Here is a 16,745-nt window from a genome sequence, read left to right as displayed (position 1 = left end):
GCGTGTCCCGGGAAGTCGTACCCGCTCGCCACTGCACCAAATCCTGAAGGCTAGGAGTCAGCAAGAATGAGTAATAAAAACGTAGTCGCCCTGGATCTCCCGATCCCGGAGATCAGCGACATGCCGGAAGACACCCGGAAGTACTTCCAGATCTGCCAGGAAAAGCTGGGCATGATTCCGAACGTACTCACCGCCTACAGCCAGAACCTTAAACAGCTGGAAGGCTTCACCCGCCTCTACAACGAACTCATGCTCGGTGAAGGGGAACTCTCCAAACTGGAGCGGGAAATGGTGGCCGTGGTGGTCTCCTCAGAGAACAAATGCTTCTACTGCCTGGTGGCCCACGGCGCCGCCGTGCGGGTACTGAGCGGTGATCCCCAACTGGGCGAGCACATGGTCATGAATTACCGCAGCGCCAGACTCGACAAGCGCCAGCGGGCGATGCTGGACTTTGCATCCCACCTGACTCGCTCACCGGCCACCGTCACCGAAAAAGACACGCAGGCCCTGCGGGATGCAGGACTCAGCGACCGCGGAATCTGGGACCTGAGCAACCTGGTCGGTTTTTACAACATGTCCAATCGCGTGGCGATTGCCAGCGATATGCAACCAAACCCCGAGTATCACAGTCAGAGTCGCTAGCAGGACCGCAACCCTGCTCGCCCTCGAATACAAAAACAATGGAGGCAGAGATATGAGCAAGACTCTACCAAGCTATACGAGCGGAACCGCGGAAGTGCCCCTGCTGGGCATGACCATCGGTCAAATGCTCGACCGCACCGCCGAACAGTATCCGGACAACGAAGCCCTGGTGTGCCTGCACCAGGACATTCGCTGGACCTACAAAGAATTCGTTGAAAAGGTCAACGAAGCCGCCCGCGCCTTCATGGCCATCGGCGTGAAGCGCGGCGACCGCGTGGGCATCTGGTCCCCCAACCGTTATGAGTGGACCGTTACCCAGTTCGCCACCGCGAAAGTGGGCGCCATCCTGGTGAACATCAACCCGGCCTACGGCGTGCACGAGCTGCAATACGCCCTGAACCTGGCCGGCATCACCACGCTGGTAACGGCGGACGCCTTCAAGGGTTCCAACTACCGCGAGATGATCTACGAGCTGGCGCCGGAACTGAAGCGCAGCGTCCCCGGCAAACTCAAGGCCGACCACGTACCGGAGCTGCGCGCCGTGATCAACGTGCATGAAGACAAGCACGACGGCATGTGGACCTGGAAAGAGTTCCTGGGCTTCGCCGGCGACGTCTCCGAAGACGATCTGGACAAACGCCAGAGCGAGCTGCAGTTCGATGACCCCATCAACATCCAGTTCACCTCCGGCACCACCGGCAACCCGAAAGGCGCCACCCTCACCCACCACAATATCCTCAACAACGGATACTTCGTGGCCGAGAGTCAGCGCTTCACAGCAAACGACCGCCTGGTGATCCCGGTGCCCCTGTACCACTGCTTCGGCATGGTGATGGGCAACCTCGGCTGCATTACCCACGGTGCCACCATGATCTACCCGGGTGAAGGCTTTGAACCAAAATCCGTGCTGCAGGCCGTACACCAGGAAAAGGCCACCGCCCTGTATGGCGTGCCCACCATGTTCATCGCCGAACTGGCCGAGCCGGAGTTTGAAACCTACGATCTCTCCAGCCTGCGCACCGGCATCATGGCCGGTTCCATCTGCCCGGCCGAGGTGATGAAGAAGGTCAACGGCAAGATGAACATGAAAGAAGTTCAGATTGCCTACGGCATGACCGAAACCAGCCCGGTATCCACCCAGACCAGCTCCCTCGACCCGTTCGAGAAGCAGGTCACCACCGTGGGCCGCACCCAGCCGCACCTGGAAACCAAGATCGTGGACCCGGCCAGCGGCAACGTGGTCCCGCGCGGCGAAATCGGCGAACTGTGCACCCGCGGCTACAGCGTGATGCTGAAGTACTGGAACAACGAGGAAAAAACCCGTGAAGCTATAGACAGTGCCGGCTGGATGCACACCGGCGACCTGGCCACCATGGACGAAGAGGGCTACGTCCAGATTGTTGGTCGCATCAAGGACATGGTCATCCGCGGCGGTGAGAACATCTACCCGAAGGAAATCGAAGAGTTCCTCTACACCCATCCGGCCATCGAGGAAGTGCAGGTAACCGGCATTCCCGATGACAAGTACGGTGAAGAGCTGATTGCCTGGGTGAAACTGGCCCCCGAAGCGGCCCCGGTCACCGCAGAGGACCTGCAGGCCTTCTGCAAGGGCAAGATCGCCCACTTCAAGATCCCGAAGAACTACAAGTTCGTGGATGAATTCCCGATGACCGTCACCGGGAAGATCCAGAAGTTCAAGATGCGGGAGATTTCAATTGAGGAGATGGGGTTGAAGAAGTAACTTCTCCTCGCTGCTTCGCGAAAACCTTCAGACCCCGGCTTTTGTCGGGGTTTGTTCTTTCAGGCGTACCGCCGATACCCAGAGCTTTCAGCGTTTCCTGCCGTTGGAAATTACCTGCCAAAAGATCTAATTTTATAGGCAGGGGGGGGACGGGCCATGCGTCAGGACAATGTCCGGGAATCGGACGACAGCTTGCCGGAACACAGCGAAGATATCCGGGTAGGGCGGGAGCTGCTTGAGGCCACGAAACCTTACGTTGAAGAATCTGCTGCAACAAGCTGGTGGTATGTCGGCTCTACCTTTGGGTTGGTGTTTGCCGCACTGACGGCCGCCGGGGTGATCCCGTGGTGGCCCCTCAGAGTGGTGTTTTCGGTATTGGGCGCCCTGCTGATGGTGCGCGCCTTCATCACCTTTCACGATTACCTGCACGGTGCAATTCTAAAAGACTCCCGGGTTGCCTACTGGCTCTTCCATACCTACGGCGCCTTGACTCTCACGCCAACCCGCTCCTGGCGTGCCAGCCACAATTATCACCACGGCCATGTGGGCCAGATTTCGGATGCCAGCGTGGGCGCTTTTCCGCTTATAACCGCCCGTATGTGGCAAGACTCAACGCGGTGGCAACGCTTTACCTATCGCGCCCAGCGGAATCCCCTGGTGGTGCTGTTGAGCTACCCCATTGTTTTCGGTTTGAACATTACGCTCATACCCTTGCTGAAGACCCCCCGCAAACACATCGACTCGTTGATAGCCCTGTTCAGTCATTTCGGGTTGATCGCCGTGCTGTGGGTGCTGGGCGGATTCGGTCTGGTCTTCTATGTCATCCTGTTGCCCATGACCCTTGCCGCCGCGATGGGGTGCTATCTGTTTTTTGCCCAGCACAGTTTCCGGCGTATGCAGATTGCCTCGCCCGAAGCCTGGACCTTTTACCGGGGAGCCATGGAGTCTTCGAGTTTCATGCGGATGAATCGGGTTATGCAGTGGTTTACCGGAAATATTGGCTACCACCATATTCATCATCTCAACGTTCGAATTCCCTTCTACCGCCTTCCCGAAGTGATGGCGACCATTCCTGAACTACAATCACCGCTAATAACGACCCTTGCACCCCGCGACATTGCGGACTGCTTCCGGTACGCCCTCTGGGATGAAGAGAAACAGCGTATGGTGACCTATCGGGAGGCCGGCGGTTGAGCATCCACCTCAAACATCTAGCCAAAAGAGATCGAGGGAGACGAAGCTATGGCGCACCAAAACGCTGATCCTGCGCTCGGGCCGGCATTGAGGCAGTTTGATGTAGCGCTGGGAGATTTCGCCCGCGCCCGTCGCACCGACCCCAAGGCCTCCAGCCTTGGGCTGCTAGAGCGCACCCGAATGCTGATGACGCTCCCGGGCGGCTTTGACGCCCTGTACCGGCGGGTTCGCTCGCTGGAATCCGCCGGCATCTTCGGCTCCAGCGACTGGGCTCAGCCGGCAATCCTCCAGCCGGCACTGGCCAAGCACTCCCTGCGCGAGGCCGGTGCTGTTACAACCATCGTAGAGGCCATCAGTGAGCTACGAATGCTTGCCGTCACCCGGGGCGATTACTTCCACCCCGGCATTTCCGCAGAACAGGCACGATACTTCCTGACCCAGGTTATGGCGTTGAACCTGGATCTGCTGTCTGGCCAACTCACGGAAGCCGACCGGGAGCGCCCGAAACAGCTCGGGATGATTGTCCAGGAACTCTACCGGTATCTGATTTCCCACCTCGGCTATGAGAGCCTGCTGGACAGCCTGGTGGCGGAAGTCTGGCGCCTCCTGGACCAGGGGCCGGTGCAGGTCGACAGCATCTGCGAGATGATCGGCCAGATCGCCAAGTGCCTCTATGACCCGAAGATAGAAACCAACAAAAACGTCGCCGCAACCCGCCTGGTCAACGCCCTGTTTGCGCCCACACCGGGCAGCGCTGAAGACCCCGGCCTGCAGGTTTATGAGCAGCGTCTGACCGAGATGGACGACCTAACCCTCGCTTCCGAAGCCACCTGCTTTGCCCGCAGCATGCACGACACCGGTCTGGCCTCCCCGTACCACGCGGTTATGCTGAGGTTCCTGCGCAACAATGATCAGGACGATCTGATACCCACCATACTGGGGCTGACCATGACCGGCCTGGACGATCTCTACTGCTACACTGAACTGGTCCATGCCCTGATTGACGAAGCCATATACCCGGAGACCTGCCAGGCCGTATATGGCCTTACCATGATGCTGGAGCGGGGCTCACTGTTTACGCCCTCTGTGGCCCAGGCCCTGTGGCGGCAGATCCAACTCAAACTGTCGGCGGAGACCGCCAATACCCTTCGAGAGGCCTTTGGCGATGCCCGACCGCCCCGGGTATTCCTGCTGGCCGGTGTCATCAACCTTTTGGGGCAGCCGCTGGGTGTGGGCCAGGGCAACAACCCTACCTGCCAGTCTGCCATCGGCCTGTCGGTATGGGCGGCCAACGAGGCCGATTATCTCCTTCAGGTACTGACCTGGGCGGCCCGGGACAACGAAGTGCTAAGCCGCTTCGAAGGCGAGAACGTCTCTTCCAGGGACCTGGAGCCCGGGCTGGTCAAGGAAACACCGGTCGATGTAGATCCGGTATCTCTGATCCTCATCCCCCACCTCGATCGCATCTACGGCGAAATGTGGCGCCGTTGTGAAAACCGCGACGACGATGCCCACCGCTGGATCAACCCGGAATTCTATGGCTGGTGGGTCAGCCACGGGTTCCGTGTGGTGGCTGATATTTACACTGGCGAGGTGCACGACTACGAGGGCTTCATCCGGCACTTCTATGCCAGCTACCACCCTTTCTACAACGGCCACCTGCCCGTAATCCACGCCCAGCCGGCCGGTATTGCCGTTACCGACAGCGCCGCACGCTTTGTAGGCCGCCACGCCATCAACATCCTGAGGGTCGGGCTCAGCCCCCGCAATGAGATGCGGGTCTACTTTTTCAACCCCAACAACGACAGTGGTCAGGACTGGGGCCAGGGAATTACCTGCTCCACCCGGGGCCACGGCGAGTTCCGCGGCGAGGCCTCCCTGCCCATTGCCGAATTCACCTCCCGGCTCTACGCATTCCATTACGACACGCTGGAGCTGGGTGACCTTTCGGCAGTACCGGATGAGGAAGTCGCGCGAATCATGGAGCTTGGTTATACCAGTTGGGCGGCGTCGCCTGAGACATCGCCGGACTGAGCCCCCAGGGAAAGCCCGCCAGGTGATCCCTGCGCCAAAGCACCACGGTTCCCAATCTTTCAGTGATTCCTGCCACTCTTAGCGTTCGCTCACGAGGATCTTTTATGAAAGAAGTAGTCGACCCTACAACGCGGATATAAGCGCTGCCCAGGCAAGGGCGGCCGGTGGGCGGCCGCCATCGTTCGACCAGTTTCTAACGTCGCAAATAACCGGCAGTTTAAAGCAGAGGAGCGAGGTGCGCTGCTTTAAACTGTCCAAGTTAATTTGCCTTGTTATATGCGTTGTAACTATACCAATTTCACTGCCCTAACATGGGCAAAAATGGTTTTTCACTGTGTGGACCCAACACGATATTCCATTGAAGTAGAATCTCCAGACCATCATCTTCATTATCTATTTTTAGACGGCGTGCCTCTAATTGCAAACGACTATGCGAACCATAGTACCAGCTATAATGCATGGAGTACGCATCCGACTTAATAGATTTATCCAATATTCCTTCAGTAGATTCCAGCCCTATGCCAATATGGTGCGCAGGCAAAAACTGGTAATCTGCCACCGCCCAATAACCTTGAGCTTTATTTGTGTTGCCCGCTGTAATTTCACGCTGGTTATAAAAGGCCTCACCTAGCAACATAAAACGTGCTGGATAATCATATCCTGACGCATAATCTGGCTTCAGCATATAGAGAAAATCAACGGCTTGCAGATTTGTACTTAAACGTCCGTCTACATCGTTTTTCCCGGTTAGTGCACTAAACCCAAGCTGATAGGCCGTGTCGGATGATCTATAACCATAATATAATTTACCAGAATAGGCTTTATCTTTCGATTGGGCTTGATTAAAAGCAACTTCATTTTCACTATTAAGCAGTGCAAGGCTCACGCCTCCATTGTGGCCGTTTACAAACTCGATTTTTTTCCCAATCGTAATACTTGGCTCACGAAGTTGCTCCTCTCCTAAAAATTCGGCAACTGGTAGCGGGAGCGAAATTTGTGGCCTTTCTGGCTCATGAATTGCGTTAAGCAAGCCAAACTCATTTCGATACTTGCCGGCTTTCAATCGAAATCCGTAGCTGAGGTCTGCTATAACTGCGGCCTCTTCGACATCAAAAGGCTCATCGGATGGTTTTGTTAAAAATATCATACCGTAAAGCCACGGATTTATTTGAGCTTCAAGTGACATCTCCATTTCGCGAAGTTTCAGCTCACTTTTCTCACCGACTGGACCAAAGTCTCTTGATGCTGCAAAGAGATCCATATTAGCACCCAGCTTTATAGTTTCAAATCCATGGTTTTTTGGTCTATCTAAACCAGTTAAATCTATAATATTATCAGATAATACCGGACTTGCCATTGTGGCTGTTATTATAGTAGCTACAAATAATATCTTATACATGGAAATACTCTGATAACGAAAAACAGCAAACACAACTTCAAATAGTTGTGTCAATTTAATAAACGATTTATTAAGGTGTTACGAAGAAAAAGGGGGAGCGCGTGCGAAATACATCGCTTGCAGAAAGGGTATTCGGAGGGTAGTAATTCTAGGGGTGAGCGGGATATTTTTAACCAACGACATTAATCGTAAGTCGGAAAAGATCAATCCGTTTCCTGACTTCTCCAGCTGCAAAAATATCTGGCATGACTTATCTGGCGCATGAAATTGGTGTTCTGCGGAGTGACAGAGCACACTCAATTGCCCTATAAGCAACAGGATACTGATGACTATTATGTGTATCCGGACGTATTTGCAGTTTTTCATCATGTGTTCTATTTAAAATCTAACGCCTGCCGCGCTGGTTAAGCTACTTCGAAATCCAGGGGATGAACACCGTCCAGATTGATCGTACCACGGGCCACCCAGAGATCGTACATATCTTGCATCGCCAACCAGCTCTCAGGGCAACGTCATCACCGATGACAGAACCGTAGCGAAGCGGAAGTTCTGGCATCCGGTGCATGGCCTTGATATGCACTGACTCAACTGACCACCTTAGCTATTTTCTTCAGAGTTTCTTTGCTATCGCCAAACGTACATATCGCATCACAGTGTTTACGCAAGTCAGAGAATAAAATGTAATGAATTTCGATATTATTGCCCTTAATCGCTGGCCGACTTAGCTGCAACTCTAACTCCTTTTCTCTGTTGTCAGGAATGATAAGGAACAGGGAGGAGGGGTCTTCTGGAAATGAGAAGTACAAGTCAGTAAGCCGAAGTATTCCAGAATATATTGATGTGCTTTTCTCAACCTCAAAAGCGCAAACAATTTTGTTTGTGCCTTTCTCAAACCAAATCACGTCAATTAGCGCAATAGTGTTATTTGTGTCTCTATCAACACCTATATCAGGAAATATTGGCAGACTTATAAATGAAAAATTAATACCATCGTGACATCTTGACCGATCGTTTGAAGCGCTAATTACATCATACCCTAACGCGTGGCCGATCTTCAGAAGATGGTATTGCATTTCTGTATGCAGATCTTCCTCTTCTTTTTCATTTGTAACTTCTTTGTGTCGTTTCTTAAGGAGCTTTTCTATTTTCACCTTCTCATCATCAGAAAGAGCACCTTCATCTCCAACCATGAGCTTTTTAACGCCAATGTCAAACAACAAGCCAGAAAATGCCCCAAGATCCTTAGAAAGTATACTTCTGTGCTGGCTGTTTTTTCCTATAATTATCTCCCGCATACGAAGGTATTCCTGCCATGAACCAAGCTTAATATTTTCCTTGAATAAGTGGTTAAACCCATTAACGATTGCAGTATTGAATGGAGGAATAATCTCAGGATGAAGGAAATACAGAATATTAACTACTGCAGGCCCCAGCCCCTTTATTTTTCTCTGATCGAGGCGGATTATTTCCTTTAATATTTTATCTTCTCTTGTAGCATTATAGCAATTCTCAAGAAACTGACCAAATGCCATCTTGTTTTCTTCATTCTCATAAATATCTGGAATCCGAAGCTTTGGCTTCCAGTAGAATGCATGTGACGCTCCAATAAATACCTGCTTTTGTTCGGTAATACAGTTTAAGACAAACTCCAGGGATGAGCCTTTATAATCGTTTCCGAATTCTTTAGTCTTGATTTCCAGTATTACTTTCTGAACCCCGCGGCGAATAGAACGAAAGGCTTTCAGACGTTCATCATTATTGATAAACCAGGTGTTGAATACTGACTCTTTATCGCATTTATACTTTTCAAGCAATTCCTGTAATTCTATATTCATTCTATATCTCAAATTATTTATTAAACATAAAGAGACCGTAGAAAAACCCGATTCCGAGCCGTTCCCACCGCCCGATTCCTGAAATTAAATTGCTATCGCTCACCTTCCAAGGTATGCCACACCCGCAATATTATGATTGTCTTGATGTGAACCGAATAACGGACAATGTGCTTGCCAAAGACTATGTCACGAACTGATTCTGGTTCCGGCGCTATCTCAACCGGAACGCCGATTTTAGGGAAATCTGGTAGCAGCTCGATTTTGCAAATCAATTCGGTGGCTATTCGAGTCGCAGTTGAAGGACTGTGAACAGCGATGAACTCCCTTAGACGCTTTAAATCTGCAACGGCTTCTTGTGTGTAAACCAGTTTCACTCACCTGACCCCGGCGCAACCTGCTCGTTCTCGGAGCCCCAGCTCTTAAGCCAACTATGGACCTCACCCGCATCGACTACTTTCCCTTGGGCCGCAGATTCCATTGCCTCCAGGGTTTGCTGCCAACGCTCTTGCTCACGCTGCTGCTTTTCGATGTACTCAGTTAACGCCTGATTGATAACCCAGCCTTTGCTCCGACGGAGCCTGCTGGCGATTGCATCCAGATGCTGCTCTACCTCAACCTGAAGGCGGACTGTGGTTACGCTCATTGTTCTACCCCCGCATACAGTGACTACACTGTATTACATCATATTTTTCAAGGCTGCAGCAAAAATACCTGGTAGCTAAGGGCCTTCCGGCCCTTCGCCCCATAAGAACTGTACGTGATAGTTTCCCATCATACAGCTCAAGCCCTTTAAAGGCCGCCCAGGCGACCCACCTATTCACATCCAATAACGCATCCATTCAGGCGGCCAGTTTCTCGTAGGACGAGCTGTTCAAGAAGACTCGGTCCCGGCGCGCGTGCATTCGCTGCCTTGCGGTTCTCGCCTTATAGTAGTCGCTGTCGGCCAGGTCATAAGGATTGGCGTCACTGCGAACTTTGCTGTGATACCGGATCGGTAAGTCTCCAGCCTTGAACAAGCGTATGAGTTTCATGCCCGATGTTGTCGGGTAGTGGCACCCATACTCTATGCGACCCTTGAAGCAACCCCGGTAGCGTTTCCTTATCCATGCCCACGTCTTGGATCGGTGTTCCCGTTGTAGCCACTTTTTCACCAGTGGGTAGATCCTGTCATCGACGTAACTCAGGCGTTGTTTCGCTACCACGTGTCGGTACGCATAGGCCCAGCCCCGGATCACGGCATTGAGTTTGGCCAGCAGAGCATGGAAGGGGATGCCTCGGTATTTCTTTAACACCCCTCGCACTTTCGCCAGCACTTCTCCGGTCTTGCCGTCCTCGGGCTGGATCAGCAGGGTTTTCCGGTACTTCTTGAAGTGAAAGCCCAGAAAGTTGAAACCCTGATCAATATGACTTAAACGTGTTTTCTCTACTGACAACTGTAGCCCACGCTCCGCCAGAAAGCGCTCGACCTTGGGCCGGACTTCGTGCTCCAGAATGGCGGGGGTGGTCCCGGTGATGATAAAGTCGTCCGCATATCGAATGATATGCAGTTTGCTGCGCCCCTGACTGCGGGACGCCGGCACAACCAGATCTTCCAGGCCATCCAGTGTCATGTTGCAGAGGGTGGGCGAGATAATGCCACCTTGCGGGGTGCCGTCTTCCGTCTCGTAGCGTGCTTCCTTGTCCAAGTACCCCGATTTAAGCCACTGCCCTAACACCCGCCTGGGCAGCGGGATATGCGTCAACAACCAGTCATGACTGATGCGGTCGAAGCAGGCTTTGATGTCTGCCTCCAGAACCCACTGGGCCGCGGTTTTCTGGGCCAGTATAATGAAGCCCTGTTTGCAAGCATCGTGCAGGCTGCGTTTTTCCCTGAAACCGTAAGAGTGTTTGTCTCCCGTGGTTTCCGCAATGGGGTTAAGCCCAAGAGCATAGAGGGCTTGCATCGCCCGGTCATGAAGGGTGGGTATCCCCAAAGGACGGCGGTCACCGTTCTTTTTCGGGATATAGATCCGGCGCAGTGGTTGCGCCTGATAACCGGCTGTCCTTAGTTGTTGCGCCGCCCGCCAGTATTGCCCGGGAGCGGTCCACCGCTCTCCGTCAACACCTGCCGTGCGGCTTCCTTTATTGGATATGACCCGTCTGACGGCGATCAGCTTTGCCGCAAACGAGCGCGATAGCAGATGTTGCAGGGCTCGCGCCTTACCCCACCGCTGCTCGCGGATAGATTTTGCGATACGCACTTGCAGTCGATAAACGCGCTTTTCCATCGCCGGCCAGTCTATGGACTGCCAGCGTTGGGCGTCGGTTGAAGGTGCACTCGCCGTGGCGGCGATCATTTGTCGTTCCTTCATGAAATCGATTCTGTCAGCTCTCTCGCAACAAAGCACCGAGGGGACGTGGGCTCACTTTCGTGCCGGACAAAGTTCGAATCCGTATGCCTCCCATTACAGGAAACCCTTCGCTTTTTCCCCCATCTCATCGACGCAGAGTCACCGGCTCCCTTACGGGTTACCTTCTTCCTCCCTGAAGGCTCTACGACATTGCCATGTTCTGCATAAGCACCTTTACGAGCGACGTAGATGGAATCTGTATCCCGGCAATGCGGTGTCTACGCGCCGCCCACGTTATCAAGGCGACGACCGAGATTGCTTACCTTTTGGTGACTGCCTGTCAGCGCCTTTGGCAGATCTGGCATCTCACGGAACGTCAACGATTCTTCACTTACGTTCATCCTATCGCTCCATCCTAGCCCCCGACCGCCTGGCACTGGCAGTTCCGATTCCCCTCACGGTTCCTCTTAACAGGGTTCATTGTCCCCAACGCTTCATACCAAATCCGTTTCGCATGGTGGGTAGGATACTGGTGGTAGAACACCAGGTTGCGCTTTCGAGTACTTCTCTGTTGGGTGGGCCAATGGTGCGCAGAGCCAACAACTACGAAAATAACTCGAATTACAACATATACTTATGCAACTTCATGTCGCAATTAACGCCTGAAGCATGCGCACCCTTGTGTCAGATACACCCATAAGGGCTATGACGGCTATGCCCCGAGGAACCGGCCACCATTTTAGTCCGGCCCAGCAGCCTGTCGGACTTAAGTGATCGTCACGAGCAAGGTGGGAAAGCGAGCGCAAATTTTTTGGATTTTGAGGCGCATAGTGGTTCTATGTAACGAAAAATCCGGAAAATTTGAGCCGCTTTCCCACCGGCACAGTAGATCAGCCTTAAGTCCGACAGGCTGCCAGGAAGCTGATTCTCATTCTGACTCTCCTGATCCCGCACCACCCCCATGAAACGCGGGTTGATAGCTTTGCAGCATCTGCACATAACCCGCCCGCTCAAGCACGCCCGGGTCCTCCAGATTTCCCCGGCTCATGCGGCCGCGGATGGCATCCAGGGACTCGATCCCGCGCGCGGCGAGCAGCGCCACCAGGCCATCAAGCAGGGTGCGCATGTGCCAGGCGCCGTGGCGCAGCAGCGACGCGGTCGTCATCACCGTGTCCGCGCCGGCCAGCAGGTACTTGAATACATCATCCGCCGAGTCAACCCCGGTGCTGGCGGCCAGCGATGCCGGAAGGTGCCCGTGGAGCACGGCAATCCACAGCAGCGGCAGCCTCATCTCGGACGGCGTGCTGAGCTCGACGTCCGGCGACGGGCGCAGGGACACGAGGTCGATGTCGGGCTGATAGAAACGGTTGAACAGCACCAGCGCATCCGCGCCGGCTTCGGCAAGCGCCAGCGCCATGGCCCCGAACGCACTGAAGTAGGGGCCAATCTTGACCGCCACGGGGACGGTGACCGCCGCCTTCACGGCCGTCAGAATGTCGAGATAATGCTGTTCGGCCTCGCGCCCCGTCGTGGTAAGGGCGGTAGGGATGAGATAGATATTGAGTTCGATGGCATCGGCACCGGCGTCCTGAAGGTCGCGTGCATACCCGGTCCAGCCGGACAGGGAAGCACCGTTCAGGCTGGCGATCACCGGGATGTCGAGCGCCGCCTTGGCACGGCGCACGAGCTCGATATAGCGCCCCGGCCCGAACCCCTTGCCGGCATACGCCGGGAAGAAGGAGAGCGCCTCGGCGAACCCTTCCGCTGTTGTCTCAGTGTGGCGTTCGAATGCCTCTCGCTCGGCAACGATCTGCTCTTCGAAGATCGACGGCAGCACCACGGCGCCGGCGCCGGCATCCTCGAGGCGGCGCAACTGGCCGAGGTCGGCGTTCAGCGGCGACGCCGAAGCGATCAGCGGGTTGCGCAGACGCAGGCCCATGTAGTCCGTCGTCAGGTCCATAGGTCGTTCTCCGGTTTCGCATCGCCGCCGCTCATGCCCGAGGGATGGAAACACTCACAGCCAAGGCTCGCCAGTTCCTCGTATTGCCGGTATTTCTCGGTCACTACCTGCTGTGCGGCCTCCAGCAGCGCTTCGGCCGCAGCCGGATCCGTGTGCGCAAGCACCCGGTAGCGCAGTTCGTTGTAGGCGTAATCCTTGAACGGGATGGTCGGTCGCGGCGAATCGAGCCGGAACGGCCGCGCACCAATGCTGAGCATCGCCGGATTGAATCGGAACAGCGGCCAGTAACCGCTGGCGGTGGCCAGGTCCTGCTGGCGCATGCCGTGGCGGAGATCGAAACCGTGGGCGATGCAGTGGCTATAGGCGATGATCAGCGACGGGCCCGGATAGGCCTCGGCCTCGCGGAACGCGAGCAGCGTGTGCTGAGGGTTGGCACCCATCGCCACCTGGGCGACATACACGTTGCCGTAGGCGATCGCCTGCAAGGCCAGATCCTTGCGCGCGACGCGCTTGCCGGCGGCGGCGAACTTGGCCACGGCGCCGAGCGGGGTCGCCTTGGAGGCCTGGCCGCCGGTGTTGGAGTACACCTCGGTGTCGAGCACCAGCAGGTTGACGTCGCGGCCGCTCGCCAGCACCTGGTCGAGTCCGCCGTAGCCGATGTCGTAGGCCCAGCCGTCGCCGCCGACGATCCAGATGCTGCGCCGTACCAGGTAGTCGGCGACCGAGAGCAGTTCGCCTGCGGCGTCTTCGTCCACGACCGCGAGCTTCCGCTTCAGCGCCTCGACACGCTCGCGCTGGGCGCGCAGCTCGGATTCGTGTACCTGTGGCGCGTCGAGAATTAATCCGGCGAGCTCCTCGCCCACCACCGGCGCCAGCTCGCGCAGCCGGCTCCGCGCCAGCTCAAGGTGCTGGTCGGCGGCCAGCCGAAAACCCAGCCCGAACTCGGCATTGTCCTCGAACAGGGAATTCGACCAGGCTGGCCCACGGCCGTCGGCGTCGCGCGTCCAGGGCGTGACCGGCAGGTTGCCGCCGTAGATTGATGAACAGCCGGTGGCGTTGGCGATCTGCAGCCGGTCCCCGAACAGTTGCGACAGCAGCTTGAGGTAAGGCGTCTCGCCGCAGCCTGCGCAGGCGCCGGAGAACTCGAATAGCGGCTGCAGGAACTGCACGCCGCGCACATTGGCGAAGTCGACCCGCGCGCGGTCGTTGACCGGCAGTGCCTCGAAAAAGGCCGTGTTGGCACGCGAGCGTTCAAGAATCGGCGCCTTCGGCCCGAGGTTGATGGCCTTCACACCGGGATCGAGCGGACTGTGCGCCGGGCAGACCTCGACGCAGATACCGCAGCCGGTGCAATCCTCCACATAGACCGCCAGTGAGAAGCGCACATCCGGATAGCCGCGGGCGTTGACCGGCGCCGATTCGAACTCCTGCGGCGCGCCGTCGAGGGCGTCGGCGCCATAGTACTTGGAGCGGATCACGCTGTGGGGACAGGCGAAGCCGCACTGGCCGCATTGCACACACAGGTCCGCCTCCCAGACCGCCACACTGTCGGAGATGTTGCGCTTCTCGAATGCCGCGGTACCCGGTGGGAAGGTGCCGTCGGCGGGCAACTGACCGACGCGCAGCCCATCGCCGAGACCAAACATCATTGGCGCGGTGACCTCACGCACGAACGCCGGCGCCTGCGCCGGCACGATCAGCGGCCGGTCGAAGGTGCTAGTCGCCGCGCCCGGCACGTCCACCTCGAACAGATGCGCCAGCGCCTGGTCGACGGCGGCAAAATTCCTGCGCACCACATCGCCGCCCTTGGCGCCATAGCTCTTTTTGATTGAGTTCTTGATGCTCTGGATCGCCTCGTCACGGGGCAGCACCCCCGAGATCGCAAAGAAGCAGGTCTGCAGCACGGTGTTAATGCGCCCGCCCAAACCGGAGTCGCCCGCAACTTTCGAGGCGTCGATCACAAAAAAGCGCAGCCGCTTCTCCAGGATCTGCGTCTGCAGCGAGCGCGGCAGCCGGTCCCAGACCGCCTCCGGCCCATGCGGGGTATTGAGCAGGAACACGCCGCCCTCGGCCGCCAGCCGCAGCACGTCAATGCGGTCGAGGAACCCCGCCTGGTGGCATGCGATGAACTGGGCGGATTCGATCAGGTAGGGGGCGCGGATCGGCTGACTGCCAAAGCGCAGGTGGGAGATGGTTTGCGCGCCGGATTTGTGCGAATCGTAGACGAAGTAACCCTGGGCATAGCGCCCCGGATCCCCGGCGAGGATTTTCACACTGTTCTTGTTGGCACCGACGGTGCCGTCGGCGCCGAGGCCGAAGAACAGCGCCCGCACTGTGTCGTCGCCCTCGAGCGAGAACGCCGGGTCGACTGCCAGGCTGGTGTGCGAGACGTCGTCCTCGATGCCGACCGTGAAGCCGTTCTTCGGTGTGGCCTGGCTGAGCTCGTCGAACACCGCCTTGGCCTGGGCCGGGTTGAAGTTCTTCGAGCCCAGCCCGTAGCGCCCGCCGATCACGCGCGGCAGGGCCGCGCGCTTTCCGTCCACCACTGCCTGGGCCAGGGTCGTGACCACATCGAGATAGAGCGGCTCGCCCGGCGCACCCGGCTCCTTGGTCCGGTCCAGCACCGCGACGGCACGGCACGACTGCGGCAGGGCGGCGAGGAAGTGCCCGGCCGCAAACGGGCGGTACAGCCGCACCTGCAGCACGCCGACGCGCTCCCCGGCCTGGCGCAGGAAGGCAACGGTAGCGCGCACCGTCTCCACCGCCGAGCCCATCAGGACCACGACCCGCTCGGCGTCGGGCGCACCGTCATACTCAAACAGCCGGTAGGCGCGGCCGGTGAGTGCGGCGAACCGGTCCATGCTGGCCTGCACGATTTCCGGCACCCGCGCATAGTAAGGATTGCAGGCCTCGCGCGCCTGGAAGAAGGTGTCGGGATTGTGGGCGGTGCCGCGCACCACCGGGCGTTCCGGAGTCAGCGCGCGAGCCCGGTGGGCAAGCACCAGGTCCTGGCGGATCATGGCCCGGAGGTGGGCGTCGGACAGCAGGGTCAGCTTGTTGACCTCATGCGAGGTGCGGAAGCCGTCGAAGAAATGCAGGAACGGCACCCGTGCCTCCAGAGTCGCCGCGTGGGCGATCAGCGCCAGGTCGTGGGCTTCCTGCACCGACGCCGACGCCAGCAGCGCAAAACCGGTGCTGCGAGCGGCCATGACATCGGAATGATCACCGAAGATCGACAACGCCGAGGTGGCGAGCGCACGCGCGGCGACATGGAACACCGTCGGCGTCAGCTCGCCGGCGATCTTGAACATGTTCGGCAACATCAGCAGCAGGCCCTGGGAGGCGGTGAAGGTGGTGGTCAAGGCACCCGACTGCAGCGCACCGTGCACCGTACCCGCCGCTCCCCCTTCACTCTGCATTTCATGCACCACCGGGATACCACCCCAGAGATTGGTCAGCCCCTGCGCCGACCATTCGTCGGCCAGCTCCGCCATGGGCGAGGCCGGCGTGATCGGGTAGATAGCACACACCTCGTTGACGCGGTAGGCGACATGGGCGACCGCGGTGTTGCCGTCGAGGGTGTCGGTATCGGGCATATCGGACTCGTGCG

Annotated in this window: 12 protein-coding genes; 4 read left to right on the top strand and 8 right to left on the bottom strand. The window is 57.0% G+C overall.

Going from position 1 to position 16,745, the window contains the following annotated elements; genetic code table 11:
• The first annotated feature begins 66 nt into the window (after nt 1–66).
• The 4 genes from D0851_RS18465 to D0851_RS18450 all read left to right on the top strand — a co-directional run bounded on the left by D0851_RS18465 (nt 67) and on the right by D0851_RS18450 (nt 5,611).
• Complete coding sequence (locus tag D0851_RS18465; RefSeq protein ID WP_117619937.1) at nt 67–642, top strand: peroxidase-related enzyme; 576 nt, start codon at nt 67–69, stop codon at nt 640–642.
• 52 nt (nt 643–694) lie between these two features.
• Nucleotides 695–2,383, top strand: coding sequence for an AMP-binding protein (locus D0851_RS18460; protein ID WP_117619936.1), 1,689 nt, complete (start codon nt 695–697; stop codon nt 2,381–2,383).
• Between the two features lie 156 nt (nt 2,384–2,539).
• A complete protein-coding gene (locus D0851_RS18455; protein WP_117619935.1) occupies nt 2,540–3,577 on the top strand; it encodes a fatty acid desaturase family protein in 1,038 nt (345 codons plus the stop codon).
• Nucleotides 3,578–3,625: 48 nt separating this feature from the next.
• On the top strand, nt 3,626–5,611 hold the full coding sequence (locus tag D0851_RS18450) for a hypothetical protein (RefSeq protein WP_117619934.1): 1,986 nt from the start codon (nt 3,626–3,628) through the stop codon (nt 5,609–5,611).
• A 298-nt stretch (nt 5,612–5,909) separates the two neighbouring features.
• Here D0851_RS18450 and D0851_RS18445 read toward each other — a convergent pair whose 3' ends face one another.
• The 8 genes from D0851_RS18445 to nifJ all read right to left on the bottom strand — a co-directional run bounded on the left by D0851_RS18445 (nt 5,910) and on the right by nifJ (nt 16,731).
• Nucleotides 5,910–7,010, bottom strand: a complete 1,101-nt coding sequence (locus D0851_RS18445; protein ID WP_162893775.1) for a hypothetical protein — start codon at nt 7,008–7,010, stop codon at nt 5,910–5,912.
• Between the two features lie 584 nt (nt 7,011–7,594).
• Nucleotides 7,595–8,845, bottom strand: coding sequence for a hypothetical protein (locus D0851_RS18430; protein WP_117619931.1), 1,251 nt, complete (start codon nt 8,843–8,845; stop codon nt 7,595–7,597).
• 92 nt (nt 8,846–8,937) lie between these two features.
• Nucleotides 8,938–9,219: a type II toxin-antitoxin system RelE/ParE family toxin gene (locus tag D0851_RS18425; RefSeq protein WP_117619930.1), complete on the bottom strand. Its 282-nt coding sequence runs from the start codon at nt 9,217–9,219 to the stop codon at nt 8,938–8,940.
• On the bottom strand, nt 9,216–9,488 hold the full coding sequence (locus D0851_RS18420) for a CopG family ribbon-helix-helix protein (RefSeq protein ID WP_117619929.1): 273 nt from the start codon (nt 9,486–9,488) through the stop codon (nt 9,216–9,218). The genes D0851_RS18425 and D0851_RS18420 overlap by 4 nt, the downstream gene beginning before the upstream one ends.
• 196 nt (nt 9,489–9,684) lie before the next feature.
• The gene (gene ltrA / locus D0851_RS18415) at nt 9,685–11,196 is read right to left on the bottom strand and encodes a group II intron reverse transcriptase/maturase (RefSeq protein ID WP_205422237.1); all 1,512 of its coding nucleotides are present in this window, start codon (nt 11,194–11,196) and stop codon (nt 9,685–9,687) included.
• Between the two features lie 257 nt (nt 11,197–11,453).
• Entirely contained in the window at nt 11,454–11,576 is a 123-nt protein-coding gene (locus D0851_RS20890) for a hypothetical protein (protein ID WP_264756443.1), read from the bottom strand.
• 527 nt (nt 11,577–12,103) lie between these two features.
• Entirely contained in the window at nt 12,104–13,135 is a 1,032-nt protein-coding gene (locus D0851_RS18410) for a dihydroorotate dehydrogenase-like protein (RefSeq protein ID WP_117619928.1), read from the bottom strand.
• Nucleotides 13,126–16,731: a pyruvate:ferredoxin (flavodoxin) oxidoreductase gene (gene nifJ, locus D0851_RS18405; RefSeq protein WP_227539354.1), complete on the bottom strand. Its 3,606-nt coding sequence runs from the start codon at nt 16,729–16,731 to the stop codon at nt 13,126–13,128. The genes D0851_RS18410 and nifJ overlap by 10 nt, the downstream gene beginning before the upstream one ends.
• Nucleotides 16,732–16,745: the final 14 nt, after the last annotated feature.

This window comes from Marinobacter sp. Arc7-DN-1, assembly GCF_003441595.1.
Lineage (GTDB): Bacteria > Pseudomonadota > Gammaproteobacteria > Pseudomonadales > Oleiphilaceae > Marinobacter > Marinobacter metalliresistant.
The sequence above is the reverse complement of the archived record's forward strand: the minus strand, read 5'-3'. Positions and strand labels throughout refer to the sequence as shown.